This is a genomic window from uncultured Alistipes sp. (genome assembly GCF_902388705.1).
In the GTDB taxonomy this organism is placed as follows: Bacteria; Bacteroidota; Bacteroidia; order Bacteroidales; family Rikenellaceae; genus Alistipes.
In genome coordinates this window covers 40,353-62,665 of sequence record NZ_CABMQJ010000008.1, presented here as the reverse complement: position 1 = coordinate 62,665, position 22,313 = coordinate 40,353, and the positions used below count along the sequence as shown (strand labels likewise).

Below are 22,313 nucleotides of genomic sequence, written 5' to 3'. Positions count from 1 at the left end.
AACAGGCCGGCAGACGCTCTTGCACCGGCATAAAGCCCGGAAGCTACGTCCGCCGAAGGAATTCTTATCGTTTCTGCCGGTCGTAACGGTAAATCTGCCAGGAGTTCACGAAGTTCTGCCAGACGATATAGGCCGTCGGGGCAATCGAAGCAATCGGGTTGAGGAACGACTGCGCCATCCAGACAGCCAGCACCGTGTTCTTCTGTCCGAGGGACTGCCCGCCGGCCGGCGCATCGCCGTAACGGCGGCCGAGCGTACGGCCGACCTTGAACTGCACCAGGCAGATTACCAGCGCGGCAAACGCCAGCCACAATTCGGTCGAAAGCGATGCATTGTGCAGGTCGATAATGAAAGCCGTCGTACGTCCGATAATCACAATCAGCGACGCCAGCCACATATAGAATGAAATCTGGCTGTGGTCGCCGATCCATTTGGCAGTCCCGGGCAGCACCAAACGGCAGAACTGCGCCGCAGCGAAAGGCATAATCAGCAGCGGCGCAATCCGTGCCAGTATTTGCGTAAAGGTGCAGGCCCCCGTCCCGGCGAACGACAGGACGACGGGAGCGACCAGTGCAATCACCATATTGCACAGCAGGCTGTACGTCGCCATCGTCGGGACATTGGCCCCGAGCATACCGGCAATCACCACCGCGGCCATCGCCACGGGAGCCAGCACGCAAATCATCGCCCCCTGCGCCACAATCTCGTTCAGCGGCAACAAAGCGAAATAGACGGCAATGCTCACCACGACCTGAAACAGGAGCAGCCACAGGTGCAGCATGGAGGGTTTCATCTGCCGGGGTTTCACGCGGCAGAACGTCACGAAAAGCATCAGGAAAATCAGCGTCGGCGTAATCATCTGTCCCGTCCACGCTTCGAGGGCTGTCACGGGACGGCACAGCAGCGCCCCGACCACCATGGCCGTCGGCATGGCGACGGTCTTGACATTGCGGTGCAGGTATTCCAGTACGTGCATTATTCCATTCGTTTTACGGGGACCCGCACACGGGTTCCATCCTTGCGTTCAACTGTCAGTTCGGGTTTGTCCGGCCGTACTTCGCCGCGGATGAAAGCACAGGGGTCGACCCGCTCTACCTCCACCGTTCCCAGGCGGACGATGCGGTCGCCCGGCGCGATAACCGTCCCGAGGGCTTCGTCCCAGACCTGCCCCACGACCAACCGTCCGCCGTCGAGCGCTACGGTGACATTCATCACCGAAGCATCGGGCGGCTCCGGCTGTGCGGCATGCGGCAGCAGCCAGAAGCGGCGGCCGGGATAGTCGATTACGACTGTTCCCCAGCGGAAAAGTCCGCAGCCCAGTTTGCTGAAGGAGCCGTGGGTGATCTCGAGCGGCATCGCGGCAAGCCGTTGTCCGGCCAACACGAACTCCGGCACCACACCCCGCACGGCATCACCGACGACCGAACGGTTGCTCCACCCCAGATTGCCGGAGTGGCCCTCGGTACGGCGCACGTCGCGGAGGATTCCCCTTTCGAGCAATGCCAGACACTCGTCGTAGCGGCAGTCGAAAAGGGCGGCGGAACCGGTATCGAATTTCATGTAGGTTTTCATCCGGGACTTTCCGTTCCGCAGCACGGCAGCAATCACGGGAGTGTTCCCGGCAAAATGGATACGGGCCGCATCCCGGCGGACGCACTCCCCCAGCAGGCGAATGTCGCCGGCCAGCGTAATCGTCGAATCGGCATTTGGCATCCGCACGACGAAATCACGCAGCAAATCGCCGCCTGCTATACCGTCAAAGCCCAGACAACGGAAAATATACGAGCTGTCGGGCAGGACAACCACCCGCTTGTCGGTAAACACGGCCCCGCCCAGCCGCAGATAAGGCACCTGCACATAGGCGAGCGACTGCCGATGGCCTTCGAAATCGCCGACGAGGCCCCTGTCCACCTCCGAAAGTCCCAGTTCGCGGCTCAACCGCCCGCTGATTGTCGTCCGCGAAGCCCCCGTATCAAAGACAAAACGGCGCGGCCCCGCAGAAGTTTCGACCGTCACGACATACTTGCCGTATTCGACCGTATACGGCAGGTCGAACCGCACGGCAGGTTTGCGGGCGCAAACGGCCTGCGCCGCGACAATCCAGCAAAGCGCGAGCAGCAAACGCTTCATCGGCACAGCGGCTTACGACAGCAGTTCCCTGACCTTGGCCGAAATATCTTTGCCGTCGGCACGTCCGGCGAGTTTCTTCGAGGCTGCGCCCATCACCTTGCCCATCTCTTTCATCGACGTGGCGCCGACTTCGGCGATTACGGCTTTCACCTCAGTTGTCAGCTCCTCGGCCGTCAGCTGCTTGGGCAGGAATTCCTGGAAAACGGCGACCTGGGCCAGCTCTTCGGCGGCGAGGTCGGGACGGTTCTGTCCGGCGAAAATCGCCGCGGAGTCGGTTCCCTGCTTGGCAAGCTTGGAAATGATTTTCAGCACGTCGGCGTCAGGGAGTTCGGCAATTTCCGGGCCGGCGGTCTTGGCTTCGATAATGTACTTCTTGGCATTGCGCAGTGCGCCCAGGCGCACGGTATCTTTGGCTTTCATCGCCTCCATGATACCTTTCGAAATTTGTTGTTCAAGTGACATATCATTAATGATTTAAAAGGTTATCCTGTTTGTTTCCCCGCACAAAGGCGACCGTATGCACTCCGCTCTCCAGCCGTATCCGGTCGTCAGAGGCATGTACCCTCCTGCCGTCCACCCGGCATCCCGCTCCGTCCGCAGGCAGGCAGAATGTCGCCGTGCTGTTGGCAGGCACCGCCACCCGGGCGGTGAACCGGTCTGCATCGAGTTCCCACTCGACACGAACAGTGCCGTAAGGCGTTTGCTTCGCCGCTTTCACCCACGCTACGCCCTCGGGCAGCTGCGGGGCAATCAGCACATGGCGGTAACCGGGTTCGGCCTCATCGGGGCGGATGCCCGCCAGCGCCTGGATGAACCACGCGCCGATACCGTTGTAGCAATTATGTATTTTGCTGCGTTCGCCGTTCCAGCTCTCCCAGGTGGTCGTCGCCCCCCGGTCGAGCATATGGAGGTAGCCGGGTTCGCCGTGCCGCTTCAGCATGGAGCGGACGAAATCGGCACAGCCGTTCCGGATGGCCCACTCCGTCAGCACGGTCACCCCCACGAGCCCGCAGCCGATATGGCCGCCGAGCTGCTCGCGAGTCGTCCGGAACAGGCGTTCCGTCACGGCGGGAACAAGCGCCTCGTCCGTCGCACCGACCAGCATCGGGTAAATCTGGTCGATCTGCGAACCGGTGGCATAACAGTTCCCCGCCGGATTGAAAAACGCTGCATGGATACGTCCGTTCAGCGCATCGCGCTTCGCACGGTACGACGACGCATCGTCCGGATGTTGCAGGTGCGCCGCAATTTTCGCCATGGTCGCATAGCAGTCGCTCAAGAAGCAGTTGCTTACCAGGTCGACGGACGACTGCGCCGTATAGTCCACGCCCGACGGGGCCAGCCAGTCGCCCAGGTACCAGCCCCGGTAATCCGTATCGGGCCAGCGCCGGAGCAGGCCGTCGGCCATATGGCGTTCGGCATACTCCAGCCAGCGCTGCATGGCGGGATAATAGCGCACCAGCAGCCGGTCGTCGCCGTAGTTGAGATAGGTCTGCCAGGAGGCGGTAACGATAAACCCGCACCAATAAGGGCCGCCGCCGGCCGGATAGGGATTCGGCACATTGTGCGGCATTCCGCCGTCCTCACGGATACAGTCGCCCCACATCTGCATCCAGTTCATATAGAGGGGTGCAGCGTCGTAAAGGGTCTGGAAACTGTTGCACGAAGCGTTGCCGTCGCCGCCGTACCCCATACGTTCCAGATGCGGGCAGTCGACGACATAGCCGCCGAAGGCAAGGTTACGGAACGTGTACTTCACCATGTCGTAAATCGCATTCAGTTCCGGGTCGGAGCACTCGAAAGAAGAGGCGTCGCCGAAATCCGATTGAATCGGATAAGCGGCGAGCCGCACGGGCGCCGCCGGGATATTGGAAATCCGAACGTATTGAAACGCATGGTGGTTGAATTTGTTGCGGAAAATCTCCCTTTCCGTACCGCCGGCGATATAGGCATCCTCGAAAAGGGTATTTCCCTCCTGGGAGCGGAAACTGCCGTCGGCGGCGAGCCAGTCGCAATATTCGATCCGTACCCTCCGGCCTTTTTCCATCGGAGGCAGGTACAACTCGATCCAGCCGTTGACGGCACGGCCCATGTCGGCCACCCAGACACCGTCGGCCGTCCGGCGCAGCGATACGGGCAGCACGGTATCCCGGATGCAGTTCGGTTCGCACATCCGGGGTGTAACGTGCACGGCCGGGACATCCGCCTCCCCGACGGGGCTCCATGCCAGGTTGTCCAGCTCCGCCGCCGAGAGTCCCGCAGGCACTTTCGCGCCGTCCACGCATTCGCCGCCGAATTGCAGCGGCAGCCACGTAGTCCCCTCGGTATCGGCATATCCGCTGTCGCGCCCCGTCCACGAACCGTCGCTGGCCAACAGCGTACGGCATTCCCCGGAAGTCACTTCATCCAGCCGGGCGTTCACGAGCGGGCCGTCATGGGCAGCACCGAAAGTGGCCGGACGGTACCAGCCGCGCCCGAGCCACAGCACCAGATCGTTCGCCCCCTCCCGCACAAGGTGTGTCATATCGTATGTAACCGCAAGGGAGCGTTTGTCGAGCTGCGACACCGCCGGGGAGAGCACCTCGCCGGAAACCTTTTCCCCGTTGAGCCAGGCTTCGTGGTACCCGAGCGAATTCACATGGAGCAGGTAGGTGCCTTTTTTACCGTCGATGCGGAAGCCTTTGCGCAGCAGCGGGGCCCCCACGCCCTCCATGCCGATGTAACGTCCCGGCCAACCGGCCCGGTCGAGAATGCCGACGCCGAACCGGGCCGCAGGGCTCCATGCCGAGCAGCGGCCCGCCGCGTCCCAGACCCGCACTTTCCAGAAAGCCAGCGACGGCGCCGCCAACTCCCGCCCCCCGTAGGGAACCATGACCGAGCGGGATGACGCCACTTTGCCCGAGCTCCACAAATCGGCGCTCCCGGGCCGGAGCAGCAGGCTGTCGGAAGCGACCAGGATTTCATAGGCAGACTGGCTGAAAGCCCCGTCCGCATGGATTTTCCAGCTGAAACGGGGCTGCGTATTGTCCACAGCCAGCGGAGCATGCAAATTTTCGCAGCGCAAATCCCCGGGCCGCACGCCCGGTTCCGAAGCACACCCCGCCGCAAGAAGCAGGCAAACAATCGTATAAAGGGATTTTCCCATGGGATTGCAGGAGGTTAGCGTGAAACGGTTTCGCCGGATCCCAGGAATGTCAATATGTCCGCCATCAGCCGGTCGCGCTGCACATCGCTTTCGACCGATTCGAACGGAAAGCCCATGACGAACGTACGGCTCTCGGCGCAGGCTATGCCCGCCATGCGGTTATTGCCGACATAGCGCATCACCGGAAAAGCCCTGCCGCCCGCGGGCAGGAGGGCATCGGTCGTTTCGATACGGTAGCGGTCAGGGCGGAAATCGTTGACAAAGCGGTATTCGTCGCGCGTGAAGCCTGCATGCGACGTTACAACACGCACCCGGTTGCGTTCGGCGGGATGGCTGCCGTCATACGTATAATGAAGCACCTCTTCGGCGAAAGCCCGGTCTTCGTCGGAGCTCTCCTCCCCCGTCCAGAGGTCGGCAGCCACATAGCTTCCCGACACGAAAAGGGCACCGTCGCCGGCCATATAGCGCCGCAGGACATCCTGCAGCCGGGGCGAAAAGGTTTTGAACGCATATCCCGCAACACCGCGCCCGATGGTCACCGAACGTTGTTTGCCCAGAATCAAGTCGACTACGGAATACTCCTCCGGCGATACGCTGTGCTCCTCGAGGGCCCGCACCGAAGCCGAGCAGAACGAATAGCCCGCGCGGGCGACGGAACGGCCGTGCACATAGGGGTAATCGAACGTATTGCCGCCGATTACCTCCGTTTCGTAATCGCAGCAGCAGGCCCCGAGGGCGATGCTGTCCACTTCGCATTTGGCCATCGACATGTCGAACACCCGCTGTTCGCCGATATAGGAGATATCCTGCCTGTCGGGTACGCCGCCGTCGAGGCCGACGTAGAATCCGGCCAGCGAATCACGGCGCATGCTCAAGGGTGCACTGACACGGTCGAACCCGTTTACAATCAACACCGCCCCTTTCTGGTCGGGCATGCGGCAGGCGGCGACGACCTCGCTCGGGAAACTCTCGCCGCCCTCGTTCACGGCCGTCACCTTGTAGCTGTAGATGCGTCCCGGCTTCTGCTGAGTCAGCAGGGAGGGCTTGTCCACATAGCGGCCGTTGTCGAAACCGCCGTCATCGATGCGCGTATAGACCACGTATCCGGTCGGCGCGGCGCTCGTTTCGAGCGAATCCATCACGGGCGACCAGCTAACGGCAACGTTGCCGTCCTCGGTGAATTGCGTGGCAAGTGACTCCACGGGAAGCGGCTGCACGACATAAGGTAATCCGTATTGCGAGCTGATATACTGCAAAATACCTTTATAGATAGCCCGACTCACGAGGAACTTGAAACGCGGATCGCTGCCATAGCGCATATCGGCGAAATTCTGGTGCGACAGCAGTTCCAACAGCATGGTCGGGGCACCCGGCACACGCGCTTCGTAATAGGCGCGGTTCCACAATCCGCGGCGGTTCCATTCGGGCTCGTAGACGGCCCGGATGTCGGACACAAGCTGCGTCATGACGATATCCGTCAGGTCGCGCGAGCGGTAACGGTCGGCACCACCCTCGAATCTGCCCTTGTTCTCGCGGGTGTAGTAGATACCCAGCGTGCCGATAATGTCGTCGTTGAGCCGCACGCCGGCATCGGAGTGGAACGCCAGCGCCATATCGACCGGAATACGGAGTCCCGTGCTGTCGGGCATACGCTCCGAACCGCCCATCAGGGCATTGACCCAATGGGCGCGCGACATATAGTCGTCCTTGTAATCGTCCTTGTTCTCTTTCGGGGTGTAGACCTTTTCGCCGAATCCGGCCCACTGGAGCCAGTAGCGGGCCCCCTCGCAGAAGCGGGGATAGCCGCTCGTTTCCAGGCGGTACTCCACATCGGGCCTGCGCAGCGAATCGCAGGCCGTACGGGCCACGTTGCCGTAGCCGCCGCCGATCTTCACCGCATCGGCCGTAACAATCCGCCCGGCCCGGCGGGAGCGGTTGGTGAGCGTCACCACGTCCTGCTCCCCCTCCCCGAGCAGGAAGTGCCCGAGGTAAATCCACGTCCCCCCGCCCATGGTCTGGTTGACGGCGAAAGTGCTTTCGCCCCCGAGGTGGCGAACCGTATACTGTGCATCGTCGGTGCTTTCGGGCAGCGACTCATAGCTGACATAGACGGCATACTCCCCCTTTTCGGGAATGTCGCCACGCCATACGGCGGTGCTTTCGGCACCCCCGGCAACCGTCCGCACACGACGCGTCGTACCATGCTGAAACGGATTCTCGCCCGTGCGGTAGACCTGCTGCAGGTGCGCGAACCCGATGCCGCCCGCCTGCCACTTCTGGGGGCCGTCCGTTTCCCGGTACTGCCCCGCGGCATCGTTGTCGGCGAGCACTTCGTACTTCTGCACGTCGCGCTCGCGGGGCAGCAGCACGTTCGCCCCGGCATGCTCGAGCATCGGCACCAGATACGGCAGCACATAGCTCTGGGTATAGAGGTCCTCACAGGTCATCCACAGCCGCGAACGCTGCCATTTCCAGCGGTTCTCGGGCTGGTCGAAATAGCGGCCGTGACTCTGCCACAAGGCGATATGCCGCCCCGCAAGCCCCTGCGAGGGCACCACGGCGGCAGATTGGCGCGTCACGAGCGGACGCTCGGAGCGGTTGACGAAAGGCACGATTTTCTTTTTGCGCACCTGTTTCAGGAAATCGGCGTCGGTACGGTACGCCATCGGAATCAGTTCGCGGACTTCCCGTTTGTCGGTATAGAGTTCGATGCGGGCCTTGCGGTACTCCGACGGCAGCACGGCACGCACCGAGTCGTACATGACCTGCAGGTTCTGCTCGCGGAACGGATAGTACGAAAGCCCGACCGAAGTATAGATGCGCACCCGGCTCCGGGAGGCGTCGACGCCCTGAATACGGACATAGCCGCCCGAAACTTCACGGGCGACGATACGCGTCAGCGTCTGTCCGATTTTACGGCGGGTTACGACATCGACCCCGGCGGCCGAAACGCCCTGCCAGCAGAAACAGCCCAGCAGAAGCGCGCAGAAGAGTTTACTTTTCATTCTTTTTAACCAGTAACAACATGCCGATCATCGTAAATGCGGCATTGTAAATCAACAATTCGAATCCGATCTGATAGTCCCACGCCACGCGGGCCCAGTATTGCACGAGGGCGCTCAATACGGGTGCCGCAACGGCTACGAGGGGAATCCAGCGGTCACGCACCCGCAGGCGCGTGAACATGCCGAAAGCGAACATGCCCAGTATGGGGCCGTAGGTATAGCTGGCAACCTTATAGACAAGGTTGATGACGCTGTCGTCCGCAAGGTACTCGAAAGCGAGGATTACCAGTGCCATCCCCACCGCCATCGCCACATGCACCACTCGCCGGACATGGGTCAGGCGCTGTTCGCCGTAGCGTTTCGTGCCCTGCAGGATATCGACCGTAAAGGAGGTCGTGAGGGCCGTGAGGGCCGATCCTGCTGCTGAATAAGTGCTCGATATAAGCCCGATAACAAACAGGATGCCAACGAATACCGGAAGTCCGCCCTCGACGGCCACAAGCGAAAAGACCTGATCGCCTTTTTCGGGCATCGCAAGTCCGCTGCGCTCCATATAGATGTAGAGCAACACCCCGAGTACGAGGAACAGGAAGATGACGAATATCTGGCTGACAGCCGTCAGCAGGATGTTTTTCTGCGAGTCGCGCGGCGTGGCACAGCTCATGTTGCGCTGCATCATGTCCTGGTCGAGTCCCGTCATGGCAATCAGCAATACCACGCCCGCAAGGAACATCTTCCAGAAATAGCGGTCGGAGGCGGGGTCGTCGAAGAAGAATATCTGCGAATAGGGCGAGGCTGCGACTTCGCGGCTCATTTCCGGCAGCGACATCCCGAGCGCCTGCATGATAAAGACAATCGACAGCACCAGGCTTCCCACCAGGCAGAACGTCTTGAGCGTGTCCGTCCAAATCAGCGACTTGACACCGCCCTGTTGTGTGTAAAGCCATACGAGAGCCATCGTAATCAGTGCGTTGAACCAGAACGGAAGACCGAAATGGCTGAAAACCAGCAGTTGCAGGACGGCACACACCACGTAGACGCGCAGCGCGGCACCCAGCATCTTCGACACGAAGAAGAACCACGCCCCGGTGTGGTGCGACGCGACGCCGAAACGGTCGTCGAGGTACTCGTAGAGCGATACGACCTTGAGACGGTAGAACGTGGGAATCAGTACGAATGCGACGACCAGCTGCCCCACGGTAAAACCGGCGACCATCTGCATGTATGAGAAAGCATCGACGGCGACCGACCCCGGCACCGAAATGAACGTCACGCCCGATATGGCGGCCCCGATCATGGCAAAAGCCGCCATGTACCACGGCGTACGCCGGTTTCCGGTAAAAAATCCGGCATTGTCGGCCCGGCGGCCCGAAAGCCACGCGACGGCAAAAAGAACGGCAATGTAGCCCAAAACGGTGATAATAACGGCTGCAGGTGTCATAAGCGTAAGTTTGGATTTAAGCTACAAATATAATAAAAAAGGCGATGCGGCCTCGCGTATGGAGGCATTTTAGGGCAAAATAAGACAAAGAAAAAGGCATCGCCGCAGGAATCCGGCAATCATGCACGCGAATAAGTATTTTTGCTGAATGTTCCGGCGCCTGTTCCCCTTATCTTTGCAGAAAAAGAATACGACCATGAAACGACATGCCGCGACACTCGCAGGGAACCTGCAGGAACCTTCCGCCACGACGGGCGGTTACGAAGCGTTTTTCACCCGCCTGCTCGGAATCGCGACCGCGGAACAGCCCGGAGACGAGCTTGGACGGAAAATACAGGCCTATGTCCTGAACTGGCTGGCGGAGCACCCGCTGACCCCGTTCGGCAACTACTCCGACACGGCCTACCGCCGCACCTACCTGGGCCGCTGTCCCGAAACGGGCTGGGAGGCCATCGTGATGAGCTGGAAAGCGGGAAACCGGACGAGCATCCACGCCCATCCGCAGTTCGCGGGATACCATTTCGCCGACGGGAGGTTCCGGCTCGAGATTTTCGAACCCGCCGGAAACGGCGCCGTACGGCTCAAAGAAACGCTCGACGTCGAAGCGCCGTGCGCATTCTTCTCAATCGGCGCACCGGGACGCTTCGACAACCACATACACCGCATCACCTGCATCAGCGGCACGGGACACAGCCTGCATGTCTACTCGGACGATGCGCTGCGGGGCGAAGTTTACGAAACGGTATGCGGATAAACCGGGCCGCAGGCAGACACGCGGACACGCCCGGCTGACCGGACGGTGGCGCACTCCCCGCACGGCAGGCTCGGCAGGGCTCACGGCGAAACAGGCGCTGCCGCATTCCCTGCCAATCCCCCCCCCGGAAAACAGGCGCGGCAAGGCACGGCCTGCCCCGCAGCAGCGCAAAACGAAAGGCCCCGGACTTGGTAAACAAAGTCCGGGGCTTTTATCCCTGCCGCGCCGACCGGCACGCAACCGTCAAAAGGACGGAAACGGTTCCTGCCCTACGCTTTTCGCCAGGTCAGCGCCCCCGAAGGACATTTTTCGACCTGCGCGACAATCTTGTCGGTCGTGGAGTTCTCCAGCTTCACCCACGGCCGTTCTTGCGGTTTATAGACCGCGGGCAGCGTCTTTACGCAGATTCCCGAATGCGTGCAAAGGTGCGGCTGCCAGACCACGACAATTTCGCCGTTCGTATACTCGATGCGTTTGTTTTCCATGTTTTCAATAGTTTAATACCATTACCGGCAACAAAGATAACGACAAATTCCATCCGAAGGCGGGGCCGCACGTCAACAAAACCAGTTTTCGGATATACGTTTTTGCACGCCTCCGGATTTTTTTTCGGTGCAGATTTTGATTTTTCTTAAAAATTTACTTACATTTGCCCCAACGACCATTACAAATGACGATTTTTAACCATATCCATCATCACCATCACCACTTTCCGAAGGGGTAAGGTCGATATGCATATGTAAACGGAACACAGTTTAATTAAGTATATACGAAGCTCATCCCCTGCGGATGGGCTTTTTTCGTGCTTATGCCGCAGGCGGGTGTCCTGAAAAACACACCGAAAAAATGTTAAGATTAGCAATTCAGGCCAAAGGCCGACTGAACGAACAGAGTACCTGCCTGCTCTCCGAAGCGGGTATCGGCGTCGCCGAAAGCAAACGCAAACTGATTTCCCGCGCAGAGGGATTCCCGCTGGAAGTCCTCTACCTGCGCGACGACGACATCCCGCAGGCCGTGGCGATGGGTGTCGCAGACCTGGGAATTGTGGGGCTGAACGAGGTCGCCGAGAAAGATTTCCCCGTCGAACGTACCATGAACCTCGGATTCGGCAGCTGCCGCATATCACTGGCCGTAGACCGCACGGTGCCTTACAATGGACTGGATTATTTCCGCGGCAAGCGCGTCGCCACCTCCTACCCCAATATCCTTGCGAAATTCTTCGCCGAGAAAGGCATCGACGCCGAAATACACACCATCGAGGGCTCCGTGGAAATCGCACCCGCCGTAGGAATGTCCGACGCAATCTTCGACATCGTTTCCTCGGGCGGAACGCTCGTATCGAACGGGCTCATGGAGGTCGAAAAAGTCTTTTATTCCGAAGCCGTGCTGATAGCCACCCCGCAGATGGACGAGGAGAAATGCCGGGAAAAGGCGCAGCTCACGTTCCGCTTCAACTCGATACTCGAAAGCCGCGGCATGAAGTACGTGCTGATGAACCTCCCGAAAGAGAAACTCGACGAGGCAATCACAATCCTGCCCGGCATGCGCAGCCCGACAATCCTGCCGTTGGCGCAGGAGGGATGGTGCTCGATACACGCCGTAATCGGCGAAGTCCAGCTCTGGGAGCGCATCGAGCGCCTCAAGGCCATCGGCGCCGAAGGAATACTGGTGCTGACGCTCGAGAATATGATACGCTGACCCGTAAAAACACCCCGCAATGGAAATGCTGAAAATCTACAAAAACCCGCAGCGCCGCGAATGGCCGGCCCTCACGGCCCGCTGTACGCGGCAGGACGATGAAATCACGGAACAGGTGGCCGCCATCCTCGCCGAGGTGCGCACAGGCGGCGACAAGGCCCTGCGCGACATCACCAACCGCATCGAGGGCCGCATTCCCGCCCTGTTCGAAGTGTCGCGCGAACAGCGCCGAAAAGCCGCAGAAACCATATCCTCTCGCCTGAAGGGCGCACTGGCCGCAGCAAAAGCCAACATCGAGGCTTTCCACCGGGCACAGCTCCCGCAGCAGGTCGACGTCGAAGTGATGCCGGGCGTGCGGTGCGTACAGCGCGCCGTTCCAATCGGCCGCGTAGGGCTGTACATCCCGGGCGGCAACGCCCCGCTCTTTTCGACGGTGCTGATGCTCGCCCTGCCCGCACGGATCGCCGGATGCGGCGAGATAATCCTCTGCACCCCGGCCGGACGCGACGGGCGAATTGCCCCCGAAATACTGTATGCCGCCGGACTGTGCGGCATAGAGCGTATCTTCGCAGTCGGCGGGGCACAGGCTGTGGCGGCCATGGCCTACGGCACGGAAAGCATCCCGCATGTCGACAAAATATTCGGCCCGGGCAACCGCTATGTCACCAAAGCCAAACAACTGGTCGGAGCCACCGACGTCGCCGTAGACCTGCCGGCAGGCCCGTCGGAGGTCATGGTGCTGGCCGACCGGAGCGCCCGGCCCGAGTTCGTCGCCGCAGACCTGCTCTCGCAGGCCGAACACGGGGACGACAGCCAGGCCATACTGGTCTGCCGCACGGAGGAGTTTGCGCGCAAAGTCACCCAGGCCGTCGAAGAGCAGGCCCGGCGGCTGAACCGCTGCGAGGCAATCCGCAACTCGCTCTCGAACAGCCGAATCGTGGTTTTCAACGAAGAGTACAAACAGGTTGCATTCGCAAACGCCTACGCCCCCGAGCACCTGATTATCGCGATGCGGGAGCCATGGAACGTCGCTGCGCAGATAACGGCCGCAGGCAGTGTCTTTATCGGCAACTATTCGCCCGAAAGCGCCGGCGACTACGCCTCGGGCACCAACCACACGCTGCCTACGAGCGGCTGGGCGCGGGCATACAGCGGCGTGAACGTCGACAGTTTCCTGCGCAAGATAACCTACCAGGAACTGACGCGCGAGGGACTCGAAACGCTCGCGCCCACGGTTACGGCCATGGCCGAAGCCGAGGGATTCGACGCACACGCCAACGCCGTACGTATACGGATGAAAGGAGGCGCCCTATGAAACCGCTGTCACAGCTCGTGCGGCCCAACATCCTTGCGCTGCAACCCTACTCCACGGCCCGCGACGAATACCAGGGCGGGGAAATCGAAGTATGGCTCGACGCCAACGAAAGTCCCTACGACAACGGCGTGAACCGCTACCCCGACCCGCACCAGCGGGAACTGAAAAAACAGCTCGCCGCCCTGAAAGGCGTACGGCCGGAACAGGTATTCATCGGCAACGGCAGCGACGAGGCCATCGACCTGGCGTTCCGCATTTTCTGCGAACCGGGCCGGGACAACGCCGTGTCGATAGCCCCCACCTACGGCATGTACCGCGTGGCGGCGCAAACCAACGACGTCGAGATGCGCGAAGTACCGCTGGGGCCGGATTTCTCGCTTCCGGTGGAAGCGCTGCTGGCAGCGGCGGACGACCGCACCAAACTGCTGTGGCTCTGCTCGCCCAACAACCCCACGGGCAATGCCTTTCCCGAGCGGGAAATCGAGCAGCTGCTCCGCCGCTTCGAGGGCATGGTCGTGCTCGACGAAGCCTACATCGACTTCGCGGAGGGCAGGGGATTCCTGCCGCGGCTCGGAGAGTTCCCGAACCTCATCGTCCTCCAGACCCTCTCCAAAGCATGGGGCATGGCCGGACTGCGGCTCGGGCTGGCATACGCCTCGGAAGAGGTCGCAGCCCTCTACGGCCGGGTCAAATACCCCTACAACATCAATACGCTCACGCAGCAGGCCGTTGCGGAATCTTTACGCCGGGATATCTCGGCGGAGATCGCCGAAATACGCTCCGAACGCGAACGCCTCGTACAGGCACTCACGGCGGAAGCCTGCATCGAGCGCATCTATGAGTCCCAAGCCAACTTCCTGCTGGTGAAAACCGCCGACCCCGACCGCCTCTACCGGGAGCTGCTCGCAGCAGGGGTCATCGTCCGCAACCGCTCCCGCATCCGGGGCTGCGAAGGATGCCTGCGCATCACCGTCGGGCGTCCCGGTGAAAACGAACGCCTGTTGGAAACCGTCAAAAACTTCCGCCCATGAACCTGAAAAAAGCACTCTTCATCGACCGCGACGGCACCGTCATCGCCGAACCGCCCACGGATTACCAGGTCGACAGCCTCGAAAAACTGGAATTCGTACCGGGCGCCATCTCGGCGCTCAAAGCCCTCCGGGGGCTCGACTTCGAACTGGTGATGGCCACGAACCAGGACGGGCTAGGCACGGACGCCTTCCCCGAAGAGGATTTCCGCCTGCCACAGGAAAAAATGCTGCGCACGCTCGCCGGCGAGGGCGTCACGTTCGACGACATGCTGATCGACCGCACGTTCGAGAGCGACAACGCCCCGACACGCAAACCCCGCACGGGCCTGTTCGGCCGCTATACCGACGGCACGTACGACCTCGGGGCGAGCTACGTCGTCGGCGACCGCGTGACCGACATCCTGCTGGCCCGCAACCTCGGGGCGAAAGGCATCCTGCTCGCCTCCCCGCAGCAGGGCCGCCGGATGCTGCGCGAGGCAAACGCCGAAGCGGCCTGCGTGCTGGTAAGCGATTCGTGGGCCGAAATCGCGGAGTACATCCGCCGGGGAGAACGGCAAATCACCGTAACGCGCGAAACCCGCGAAACGCAAATCACCGTCCGGCTCGACCTCGACGGCCGGGGTTTCGGCAGTTGCGGCACACCGAAAAAAGTCCGAGAAACGGCCGGCCGACCGGGAAAAGAGAACTCTCCCGGCAACGGCGAAATATCCACGGGGCTGCGGTTCCTCGACCACATGCTGGCGCAAATCGCCCACCATGGCGGCGTGTCGCTCGCCGTGGAGGCGCACGGCGACCTCGACATCGACGAGCACCACACGATGGAGGACGTGGCCATCGTTCTGGGCGAGGCCATCGACCGGGCGCTGGGCTCGAAAGCGGGTATCGGACGCTACGGCTTCGCCCTGCCGATGGACGACTGCCGGGCGCTGGTACTGCTCGACTTCGGGGGACGCATCGACTTCGAATGGGACGCCGAATTCCGCCGCGAACGGGTCGGCGACGTACCCACGGAGATGTTCCGCCATTTCTTCCACTCGCTCTGCTGCGCAGCGCGCTGCAATCTCCAGATTTCGGCACGCGGCGACAACGACCACCATAAGGCCGAAGCTATTTTCAAGGCTTTCGCCCGCGCGCTGCGCATGGCCGTGGCGCGCAGCGGATTCGGATACGACATCCCCAGCAGCAAAGGAATATTATGACGGCAATAGTAGATTACGATACGGGCAACCTGCGCTCGGTCGCCGATGCACTGCGGCGTGTCGGTGCCGAATTTACGGTTACGGCCGATCCCGAAGCGCTGCGGCGGGCCGACAGGGTGCTCCTGCCGGGCGTGGGCGAAGCCTCGTCGGCAATGGCGAAACTCCGCGAGCGGGGACTGGACAAAATCATACCCGCGCTGACGCAACCCGTGCTGGGCATCTGCATCGGGATGCAGCTGATGTGTCTCGACAGCGAGGAGGGAAGCGCCCGGTGCCTCGGGATTTTCCCGGCGCACGTCGTGCGGCTGGGAGGCGGAGCTCCGGCCGCAGAAAACCCGCTGAAGATTCCCCACGTGGGATGGAACACCATCGGCAGGCTACGCGGGCCGCTGTTCGAAGGGATCGGCGAGCAAACCTATGTTTACTACGTACACTCGTACGCGGCGCAGGTTTGCGCCGCGACTGACGCCGTGACCGATTACGGCGGGGCATTCAGCGCCGCACTGGGGTGCGGCAACTTCTTCGGGACACAGTTCCACCCTGAAAAAAGCGGACAGGCAGGGGAACGCATCCTGCGTAACTTTCTAAAACTGTAACGACATGAAAATAGAAATCATACCCGCAACGGACATCATCGGCGGCGCCTGCGTACGCCTGACACAGGGCGACTACGACCGCCGGACGACCTACTACCGCGACCCGCTCGAAGCGGCCCTGCGTTTCGAGGAGGCCGGCATACGGCGGCTGCACATGGTCGACCTCGACGGCGCCAAGGCGTCGGAACCCCGCAACCTCGCGGTACTCGAACGCGTGGCATCGAAAACCTCGCTCGAAGTGCAGTACGGCGGCGGCATCAAAAGCCGCGAAGCGCTCCGCAGCGTGTTCGACGCGGGAGCGAGCCGCGCCATCTGCGGCAGCATCGCCGTACGCGAACCGGAGGCGTTCGCGGAGTGGCTCGGGGAATTCGGGTCCGGGAAACTGATATTGGGCGCCGACGTCCGCGACGGCGCGGTAGCCATACAGGGCTGGCTGGAGCACTCCGGATTTACCGTGCGGGAGCTCATAGACCGCTTCACGCCGCAGGGGCTCACGCAGGTCATCTGCACCGACATCTCCCGCGACGGCATGCTGTGCGGCCCTTCGGCGGAATTCTATGCCGGATTGCAGGGCGAATACCCCGGTGTGGAAATCACCGTGAGCGGCGGCATCAGCTCGATGGCCGACATCGAGGCGCTCGACAGCACGGGACTGCGCAGCGTCATCGTCGGCAAAGCCCTCTACGAGGGACGTATCACCCTCAACGAACTGAAGCGATGCTTGCAAAACGCATAATCCCCTGCCTCGACATCCGCGAGGGACAAACCGTGAAAGGAATCAACTTCGTCGGACTGCGCAACGTGGGCGACCCGGTGGAGCTGGGCGCGAAATACGCCGCAGAGGGTGCCGACGAGTTGGTGTACCTCGACATCAGCGCCACGGAAGAGGGGCGCAACACCTTTACCGAACTCGTTTCGCGCATCGCAGCGCGCATCGACATCCCCTTCACCGTGGGCGGCGGCATCGCCTCGGTCGCGGATGCCGGGCGGCTGCTCGACGCCGGGGCCGACAAGGTTACGGTCAACAGCGCCGCCGTGCGCAACCCGGGACTGATCGACGCCATCGCTTCGAAATACGGCTCGCAGTTCGTCGTTGCGGCCATCGACGCCCGAATGACGGACGGCGAATGGCGCGTCACGACCCACGGGGGCAAGCGCCCCACCGAACGCGAACTGTTCGCATGGGCGCACGAAGTCTGGCAGCGGGGCGCGGGCGAGCTGCTCTTCACCTCGATGGATCACGACGGCACGCGCGACGGCTATCCCTGCGAAACGTTCGCACGGCTGGCCGAACTGCCCATTCCCGTCATCGCCTCGGGCGGCGCGGGATCGGTACGCCATATCGCCGACGTGCTGACACGCGGCAGGGCCGACGCAGCCCTGGCAGCCAGCATTTTCCATTACAACGAAATACCGATTCCCGTCCTCAAACGGGAACTGCACGAACTGAATATCAACGTAAGATTATAAACGCCATGAAAATCACAGCAAAACCCTTTGCGGAACTCGACTCCGCGAAACAGTCCGACGGACTGATTCCCGCCATCGTACAGGACGCACGCACCCTGCAGGTGCTGATGCTCGGCTACATGAACCGCGAAGCCTACGAAAAAAGCCTCGCCGAGGGCCGCGTCACCTTTTACAGCCGGACACGCCGCTGCCTCTGGACGAAGGGCGAAACCAGCGGCAACTACCTCGACATCGTATCCGTCACGGCCGACTGCGACAACGATACGCTCCTTGTCCGCGCCATCCCCCACGGCCCGACCTGCCACACGGGTGCGAAAACCTGCTTCGACGGAAGCGCACCCGAAACCGAGGGATTCATACGCTACCTCCAAAGCGTCATACAAGGGCGGCACGCCGAGATGCCCGAGGGCTCGTACACCAGCAAACTCTTCAACCGCGGTGTGAACAAAATCGCACAGAAAGTCGGCGAAGAGGCCGTAGAAACGGTAATCGAAGCCGTAGCTGGCAACCGTGAAGCGATGATTTACGAAGCTTCCGACCTCATATACCACCTGCTGGTGCTGCTCGAAGCAACGGGCTGCTCGCTTGCCGACCTCGAGGCGGAACTGGCGCGTCGCCACAGCTGACGCCGGGCATACCGGCCGGCACGGAAAACGGACGGCAATGCACCCGGGTATCTCCCGCACGGTGCGGTTGCCACGGAACCGGCAGAGGTACCAACCAGTCAATCTCGGGAAGCGCAAAAAAGCCGGGAGTTTACGATTAACGTAAACTCCCGGCTCCCTTTTGAAACGGGACACTAACCCGAATCCCGTTTCCCGAACTATATACTACTTAAATACCAAACCACACTGCATGTTTTTTTCAGGTTTGCTGTTGGCCAGATTCGAGTTCACGACCGTCGCCTGCTTGTTGACGTGCATGTTCGGCGAACTCGAGCCTTCGAAGGTCATGGCCGAAACGCAGCCGACGTCTTTCATGATCTTCGCCATTTCGAGCATTGTGACACCGACGCTGCCCTCAACCTGCTGTCCGCAGAATGCGATTACTTTGCCGTGGGCCGTTACGCCGACCGCTGCACGCGCTGCCACGCCACCGTACCATCCCATATTCGTACCGTCGTTGCCGATAGTCTGTTCCGCCGTCAGGACATTGCCGTCCCACAGAATCATCGGGACACCCGAAACAGCGGTTTGCACATCCCAGACAGTACCGTCGCCCTGCACGCGGGGCGTGAACGAGCTGGCATTGCGGAACGGGAACGAATAGAGTTTACCATCGAATTTCTGCGTCCACGCCATCTTACAGGTGCCGTTCTTATCCTGCCCGATAGTAGCGAAAGAGTTTAAGCCTTCGGGATCCTGTACGAATTTACCGTCGCGGACAATCGTCTGGGTCGCAGAAGTGGACACGCCGACCAAAATCACGTTCCAGTTACCCTCCTGTTCGAGCTCGGTAATCGGCTTCGCACCTGTTTTGCCGCTGCCGACAACACCCATGGTCGCTTGCGGGCCCATGATGGCAATGTAGCCGAGGCTCTTGCTTTCAGGTTTATTCAACAGATCTTCATTCTTGTAGACTTTGATATACTTGGGCAGCGAACCGAATTTCGCCGTTTCATCCGTCCAGCCGTTGCTCAAAAGCGGGTCCGTATACCCCGTAGCCCGTACGACAAACGTATAATCCACACCACCGTACGTAATGACCAGGGTTCCGTCGGCAAGCTCCAGGTCGAACGTTTTATTCGCCGGGGATTTGATGCTCGCGCCGGCAACCAACGTAAAGTCGAAGACCATGGCGTTGATGTCCATGCCCGCAGCGTATGCAATCGAAATGATGTTGCCCTCCATCGTAGCCTCCACATTGCCGACTTTCGCCGAAAGAATCGGATTGGGAATATCCTTGGGTTTGGCCGTCATGGTATAGGCCACCGGAAGGTAGCCGCCGGTATTTACTTCGACCGTATAGGCGGTAGTGAGGTTGACCCGAGCCGTCGGTTTGGCCGGCGTCTTCAGGAATGCTCCGGGGGTCAGGTTGAACGTGACCTCGACGTTGGAAAGGTCGGTGAGCTCCTGGAACTCGGGGAACGTAATCGTCTTGTCGTCATCGGAAATAACGGCCGTTGCAATCGTGCTGCCGTCGACTGCCGTTACGGACTGGAACGGATGAGCAATGTTTACAGGCCCCTTTTCATCGTCGTCATCGCACGACGTAATAAAAAACGCGCCTATGCAGCAAAACAGCATAGTCATCAGGGGGGGGGTAAAAAGTTTTTTCATAATTAGGTATTTTAGATTAGAATAATTGTGGCCGGCACCGGCATCAGTCAAAATAAAAATTTATTCTTTCAATGCGCTTTTATAGACAATATGTTTTATATGCAATCTTTCAACATCGACTACATACGCAATTATTATTACAAAAATCCATTTTGAAACAAAAATATCATATTATTGACACACGAATGTAATAATAATATTTATTATGACAATGATTTTTACAGAAAAAAGTTAATAATTTATTTGTTTTTACAATCGAGAAAAACCGCCCGCAAATGCAACACATTGATTGTATGAAAGATATGACACACAGCAGATTTTTCAGCCAAAAATACGGACACCCGGCATATCGGAACCGGCAAACCCGACGTGCGACCCGGTCAACTACAGCGGACACGGAATACGGCCCCACAAACCCGCCGGGGGAAAGAATTTTTCAGCGATTTTTTACGCAAAGATTTTGCACGATTGAAAATTTCTATTACCTTTGCACTCGCTTTGATGCAATGGCGGGTTAGCTCAGCTGGTTAGAGCGCATGATTCATAATCATGAGGTCCCGAGTTCAAGTCTCGGACCCGCTACAAAATGACAAAGAGACCTTATAGCAATTATAGGGTCTCTTTTTTCTTTTTCTGCAGTTAATGCCGATATTTTTTGATTTGCGCCGAAAAAACACGGCAAAATCATCAGAAAGACAGTTAATTTCATTAACTTTATCATCAGTAATCATAACGGTAGTTTTTATAATATCTTGGAAATTAGCGATTGGAATCGATGGAAATCCGCTATTTGCTGAAATAACCACAGTATTATATCTCATAAGATTCTCGATAATATAACTTCGATGATTCATTTTAAACTTCAAACTACCGTAATATGAAAACTAACATTTTGACGTTGACAACAGCCCTGCTTTTGCTGGGCGGAGGTTTTGTCGCGTGCAATCACTCGCAAGAGCCCGAAGCTATCGGCACCCCTCCCGTCTCCGCCCCCACGGACGTATCAGCTTTTTTCAAGACCTATCTGCCTCCGAGTTCCTCTTCGCATCCCGAACCGGCATTCAACTTCAGCGAAATCGATTATCGCGACACCGAATGTTTCGTGATCAACAGCCTGGAAGAGTTCGAGATCGTTGCACCTCCTTCGGTCGAGTTGCCGTTAATTGACTTTGACAAATACACGCTTATTATCGGACAGCATAGTTTAGGGGATCCCGGATACACTTTATCGAAGCAGGCTATCGACACAGAATCCGATGAGATGACATTGAATTTGCTGTACAAGCGAACAGGAGGGGCACATCCGGCGGTTGTAACTACTTTTTATTTTTGGGGATTATACACCAAACTTCCCGGAAAAACGGTTGCCATTGACGTAACCGTCATTTAGATATTCGGATATCATATTCAGCGTACGGCTAACAGGAGAGAGCGGCACCTTTGGAGAAATTAGAGAAAAATCGGGCGTAAATGCGGACATTCCCGTATATCTCCCGCTTTGGCATTGATTTTGACCCGAGCAAACTCAAACAGAACGACATGCCACTCACAGACACATCGCGCGCCGAGATACGGAATTCTTTGAGCATCCTCAAAGTCATTGCCGGCGTAGTCCTGCTCGTCGCCATTTCATGGGAGATCATCGGAGGCGACAACACCCATTTCTCGCGTACCTACCTGACGATTCAGCTTATTGTCTGCATCCTCTTCCTGTGCGACTTTTTCGTCCGGTGGGCCGCCGCCGAACGCAAGAGTTGTTTCTTCGCCCGCAACATCCTCTTTTTCCTGATTTCGATTCCCTACCTCAACATCCTCGACTGGAGCGGCGCCGTACTCCCCCGCTACTGGGCCATGCTGATCGGGCTGATGCCGCTGATGCGGGCTTTCCTGGCAATGTACGTCGTCGTCCACTGGCTCGTGGACAACAAGATACGCAAACTCTTCTCGGCCTATATCTTCACCGTCTTCGTCTTCACCTACATTTCGGCACTCGTCTTTTACGATTACGAAATATTCGTCAACGACAAGCTTCACGGCTTCGGGAACGCCCTGTGGTGGGCATGGATGAACGTCACGACCGTAGGCGCCGAGATATTCGCCGTCACGGCCATCGGCAAAGTCATCACCATCCTGCTGCCGTCGCTGGGAATGATGATGTTCCCGATATTCACCACCTATATATTACAGGAGTATACCCACAAAAAAGAGTCCGACCAGTAGGCCGGACTTACAGAAACGGAAACGGGGCGG

General features: G+C 59.3%; 19 protein-coding genes and 1 tRNA gene. 12 read left to right on the top strand and 8 right to left on the bottom strand.

Going from position 1 to position 22,313, the window contains the following annotated elements:
- Positions 1–64: 64 nt before the first annotated feature.
- The 6 genes from QZT71_RS04650 to QZT71_RS04625 are packed head-to-tail and all read right to left on the bottom strand — an operon-like array spanning position 65 to position 9,721.
- The gene (locus QZT71_RS04650) at positions 65–976 is read right to left on the bottom strand and encodes a transporter (protein ID WP_295913128.1); all 912 of its coding nucleotides are present in this window, start codon (positions 974–976) and stop codon (positions 65–67) included.
- Positions 976–2,130 carry a retropepsin-like aspartic protease gene (locus QZT71_RS04645; protein ID WP_295913126.1) on the bottom strand — a complete coding sequence of 385 codons (1,155 nt, stop codon included), beginning with the start codon at positions 2,128–2,130 and terminating at the stop codon, positions 976–978. The genes QZT71_RS04650 and QZT71_RS04645 overlap by 1 nt, the downstream gene beginning before the upstream one ends.
- A gap of 12 nt (positions 2,131–2,142) precedes the next feature.
- Positions 2,143–2,592 (bottom strand): GatB/YqeY domain-containing protein, encoded by a 450-nt coding sequence (locus QZT71_RS04640; RefSeq protein ID WP_295913124.1) that lies wholly within the window; start codon positions 2,590–2,592, stop codon positions 2,143–2,145.
- Between the two features lie 4 nt (positions 2,593–2,596).
- The gene (locus tag QZT71_RS04635; RefSeq protein ID WP_295913121.1) at positions 2,597–5,275 is read right to left on the bottom strand and encodes a family 78 glycoside hydrolase catalytic domain; all 2,679 of its coding nucleotides are present in this window, start codon (positions 5,273–5,275) and stop codon (positions 2,597–2,599) included.
- Positions 5,276–5,289: 14 nt separating this feature from the next.
- Entirely contained in the window at positions 5,290–8,280 is a 2,991-nt protein-coding gene (locus tag QZT71_RS04630) for a xanthan lyase (protein ID WP_295913118.1), read from the bottom strand.
- On the bottom strand, positions 8,270–9,721 hold the full coding sequence (locus tag QZT71_RS04625) for a sodium:solute symporter (protein WP_295913116.1): 1,452 nt from the start codon (positions 9,719–9,721) through the stop codon (positions 8,270–8,272). Before QZT71_RS04625 ends, QZT71_RS04630 begins: the two co-directional genes overlap by 11 nt.
- A 196-nt stretch (positions 9,722–9,917) precedes the next feature.
- Between QZT71_RS04625 and QZT71_RS04620 the strand changes: the two genes are divergently transcribed.
- Positions 9,918–10,475: a cysteine dioxygenase gene (locus QZT71_RS04620; RefSeq protein ID WP_295913114.1), complete on the top strand. Its 558-nt coding sequence runs from the start codon at positions 9,918–9,920 to the stop codon at positions 10,473–10,475.
- A gap of 269 nt (positions 10,476–10,744) precedes the next feature.
- Here the strand turns inward: QZT71_RS04620 and QZT71_RS04615 are convergent, their stop codons facing one another.
- Positions 10,745–10,960: a (4Fe-4S)-binding protein gene (locus QZT71_RS04615; protein WP_295913111.1), complete on the bottom strand. Its 216-nt coding sequence runs from the start codon at positions 10,958–10,960 to the stop codon at positions 10,745–10,747.
- Positions 10,961–11,321: 361 nt separating this feature from the next.
- On the opposite strand from QZT71_RS04615, the gene hisG reads away from it, so the two are divergent.
- From hisG to hisIE, 8 genes are read left to right on the top strand one after another with little or no spacing between them, the layout of a single operon-like run.
- A complete protein-coding gene (gene hisG, locus QZT71_RS04610) occupies positions 11,322–12,173 on the top strand; it encodes an ATP phosphoribosyltransferase (protein ID WP_295913107.1) in 852 nt (283 codons plus the stop codon).
- 19 nt (positions 12,174–12,192) lie between these two features.
- A complete protein-coding gene (gene hisD / locus QZT71_RS04605) occupies positions 12,193–13,488 on the top strand; it encodes a histidinol dehydrogenase (protein WP_295913104.1) in 1,296 nt (431 codons plus the stop codon).
- The gene (hisC, locus tag QZT71_RS04600) at positions 13,485–14,519 is read left to right on the top strand and encodes a histidinol-phosphate transaminase (protein ID WP_295913101.1); all 1,035 of its coding nucleotides are present in this window, start codon (positions 13,485–13,487) and stop codon (positions 14,517–14,519) included. Before hisD ends, hisC begins: the two co-directional genes overlap by 4 nt.
- 2 nt (positions 14,520–14,521) lie before the next feature.
- The gene (gene hisB / locus QZT71_RS04595) at positions 14,522–15,718 is read left to right on the top strand and encodes a histidinol-phosphatase (RefSeq protein ID WP_295913181.1); all 1,197 of its coding nucleotides are present in this window, start codon (positions 14,522–14,524) and stop codon (positions 15,716–15,718) included.
- Positions 15,715–16,314: an imidazole glycerol phosphate synthase subunit HisH gene (gene hisH / locus QZT71_RS04590; RefSeq protein ID WP_295913099.1), complete on the top strand. Its 600-nt coding sequence runs from the start codon at positions 15,715–15,717 to the stop codon at positions 16,312–16,314. The genes hisB and hisH overlap by 4 nt, the downstream gene beginning before the upstream one ends.
- A 4-nt stretch (positions 16,315–16,318) precedes the next feature.
- Positions 16,319–17,050 (top strand): 1-(5-phosphoribosyl)-5-[(5-phosphoribosylamino)methylideneamino]imidazole-4-carboxamide isomerase, encoded by a 732-nt coding sequence (gene hisA / locus QZT71_RS04585; protein ID WP_295913097.1) that lies wholly within the window; start codon positions 16,319–16,321, stop codon positions 17,048–17,050.
- Positions 17,032–17,784 carry an imidazole glycerol phosphate synthase subunit HisF gene (hisF, locus tag QZT71_RS04580; RefSeq protein ID WP_295913094.1) on the top strand — a complete coding sequence of 251 codons (753 nt, stop codon included), beginning with the start codon at positions 17,032–17,034 and terminating at the stop codon, positions 17,782–17,784. The genes hisA and hisF overlap by 19 nt, the downstream gene beginning before the upstream one ends.
- Before the next feature lie 5 nt (positions 17,785–17,789).
- Entirely contained in the window at positions 17,790–18,410 is a 621-nt protein-coding gene (gene hisIE / locus QZT71_RS04575) for a bifunctional phosphoribosyl-AMP cyclohydrolase/phosphoribosyl-ATP diphosphatase HisIE (RefSeq protein ID WP_295913091.1), read from the top strand.
- Positions 18,411–18,614: 204 nt separating this feature from the next.
- Here the strand turns inward: hisIE and QZT71_RS04570 are convergent, their stop codons facing one another.
- A complete protein-coding gene (locus QZT71_RS04570; protein ID WP_295913089.1) occupies positions 18,615–20,063 on the bottom strand; it encodes a phosphodiester glycosidase family protein in 1,449 nt (482 codons plus the stop codon).
- A 508-nt stretch (positions 20,064–20,571) separates the two neighbouring features.
- Between QZT71_RS04570 and QZT71_RS04565 the strand changes: the two genes are divergently transcribed.
- The 3 genes from QZT71_RS04565 (at position 20,572) to QZT71_RS04555 (ending at position 22,283) form a co-directional block, all read left to right on the top strand.
- Positions 20,572–20,645 (top strand) — tRNA-Met (locus QZT71_RS04565).
- A 295-nt stretch (positions 20,646–20,940) separates the two neighbouring features.
- Positions 20,941–21,453, top strand: a complete 513-nt coding sequence (locus QZT71_RS04560; protein ID WP_295913086.1) for a hypothetical protein — start codon at positions 20,941–20,943, stop codon at positions 21,451–21,453.
- A 149-nt stretch (positions 21,454–21,602) separates the two neighbouring features.
- Positions 21,603–22,283 carry an ion channel gene (locus QZT71_RS04555; RefSeq protein WP_295913083.1) on the top strand — a complete coding sequence of 227 codons (681 nt, stop codon included), beginning with the start codon at positions 21,603–21,605 and terminating at the stop codon, positions 22,281–22,283.
- The last annotated feature ends 30 nt before the right edge of the window (positions 22,284–22,313 follow it).